Below are 2,380 nucleotides of genomic sequence, written 5' to 3'. Positions count from 1 at the left end.
GCACCACCCTGTGCCTGCTGGGCATCCTCGGCCTGTCCATGACCGGCCTCGGCGGCCTCTTCGAGGGCCACACCGCCACCCTCGTCGCCCTGCCCGTCACCGCACCCGCCGCCATCGCCATGGCACTCGGCGGCTGGTACCTGGTGGAACGCTCCGCCCCTCCCCGGAGCGTTAGGCTGAGGGGCTGATCCTCACCCTCCCCCGGACCCGTCCGGGGGTACCCCACCTGGAGCGCGTCTGATGGCCGTCAATCTGGTCAATGTCGAGGCAGTCAGCAAGGTGTACGGCACCCGTGCCCTGCTCGACGGCATCTCCCTCGGCGTGTCCGAGGGGGACCGGATCGGTGTCGTGGGCCGCAACGGCGACGGCAAGACCACCCTGATCCGGATGCTGGCCCGCCTGGAGGAGCCCGATGCCGGCCGGGTCACCCAGAGCGGCGGCCTGCGCATGGGCGTCCTCACCCAGCACGACTCGCTCGACCCCGCCGCGACGATCCGCCACGAGATCATCAAGGACATGGCCGACCACGAGTGGGCCGGCAACGCGAAGATCCGCGACGTCCTGACCGGTCTGTTCGGCGGCCTGGACCTGCCCGGCTTCGACCGGGGCCTCGACACCGTCATCGGCCCCCTCTCCGGTGGCGAGCGCCGCCGCATCGCCCTCGCCAAGCTGCTCATCGAGGACCAGGACCTCATCGTCCTCGACGAGCCCACCAACCACCTCGACGTCGAGGGCATCTCCTGGCTGGCCGAGCACCTCCGGCAGCGCCGCTCCTCCCTCGTCTGCGTCACCCACGACCGCTGGTTCCTCGACCAGGTCTGCACCCGCATGTGGGACGTCCAGCGCGGCAGCGTCTACGAGTACGAGGGCGGCTACAGCGACTACGTCTTCGCCCGCGCCGAGCGCGAGCGGATCGCCGCCACCGAGGAGGCCAAGCGGCAGAACCTGATGCGCAAGGAGCTGGCCTGGCTGCGCCGCGGCGCCCCCGCCCGCACCTCCAAGCCGCGGTTCCGCATCGAGGCCGCCAACGCCCTCATCGCGGACGTGCCGCCGCCGCGCGACACCTCCGAGCTGATGCGCTTCGCCAACGCCCGCCTCGGCAAGACCGTGTTCGACCTGGAGGACGTCACCGTCCAGGCCGGGCCGAAGACCCTGCTCAAGCACCTCACCTGGCACCTCGGCCCCGGTGACCGCATCGGCCTCGTCGGCGTCAACGGCGCCGGCAAGACCTCGCTGCTGCGTGCCCTGGCCGAGGCGGCCCGCACCCAGGGCGACGTCCAGCCCGCGGCCGGCACCGTCACCGTCGGCAAGACGGTCAGGCTGGCGTACCTCTCCCAGGAGGTCGGCGAACTCGACCCGTCCCTGCGGGTCCTGGAGGCCGTCCAGCGCGTCCGCGACCGCGTCGACCTCGGCAAGGGCCGCGAGATGACCGCCGGTCAGCTGTGCGAGCAGTTCGGCTTCACCAAGGAGAAGCAGTGGACGCCGGTCGGCGACCTCTCCGGCGGCGAGCGGCGCCGCCTGCAGATCCTGCGGCTGCTGATGGACGAGCCGAACGTGCTCTTCCTCGACGAGCCCACCAACGACCTGGACATCGAGACCCTCACGCAGCTGGAGGACCTCCTCGACGGCTGGCCCGGCTCGATGATCGTGATCTCGCACGACCGGTTCTTCATCGAGCGCACCACCGACACGGTCATGGCGCTGCTGGGTGACGCGACCCTGCGGATGCTGCCGCGCGGCCTCGACGAGTACCTGGAGCGCCGCCGGAAGATGATCGAGGCGGCCGCCCCCGCGCCCGCCCCGGCCGCGCCGAAGTCGACGTCCGCCGGCGACGCCCGCGCCGCGAAGAAGGAACTGCAGCGGATCGAACGGCAGCTGAACAAGATGGCCGACCGCGAGACCGGCCTGCACGCCCAGATCGCCGAGAACGCCACGGACTTCGCGAAGGTGGCCAAGCTCGACGCCGAGCTCCGCGAACTCATTGCAGAGCGCGACGAGTTGGAGATGCGCTGGCTGGAGCTGGCCGAGGAGGCCTGACAGTCCGCAGGCGCAGCGGCCAATTGGCCTGATAACGACGCTGTCACGGGCCGGTCCTCCCTTGGGAACAGGGGTGCGACCGGCCCGGTGCCGTCTCGGCCGCAGTGGTAGAAAGGTGATCTCCCACCCCTGACGACACCCGACGCCGAAGGTACGCGCTGATGACCGAGCAGCCCCAGCCGCCGAACCAGCCGCCTGCACCGGACGCTTACGGACATCTCCCCGGCCCCCCGCGGCCCTCGTACGGCATGCCCCCGCAGGGCTCGAACCCCTACGCCCAGCCGCAGCCCCCCACCACGCCGACCGGGCAGCCCGGGTACGCCTTCCCCCCGCAGCCCGGCCC

The 2,380-nt window shown here is 71.5% G+C and carries 1 protein-coding gene and 2 pseudogenes; all 3 read left to right on the top strand.

The annotated features are described in order from the left end of the window. A pseudogene (locus HYE82_RS37405) lies at positions 1 to 188 on the top strand (acyltransferase); the annotation flags it as partial. Positions 189 to 240: 52 nt separating this feature from the next. After that, complete coding sequence (locus HYE82_RS35940) at positions 241 to 2,037, top strand: ABC-F family ATP-binding cassette domain-containing protein (protein WP_179178424.1); 1,797 nt, start codon at positions 241 to 243, stop codon at positions 2,035 to 2,037. Positions 2,038 to 2,198: 161 nt separating this feature from the next. Further along, positions 2,199 to 2,380 (top strand): annotated as a pseudogene (locus HYE82_RS37400) (hypothetical protein); the annotation flags it as partial.

Source organism: Streptomyces sp. BR123, assembly GCF_013401435.1.
Taxonomy (GTDB): domain Bacteria; phylum Actinomycetota; class Actinomycetes; order Streptomycetales; family Streptomycetaceae; genus Streptomyces.
This window is presented reverse-complemented; position numbering and strand designations above follow the sequence as displayed.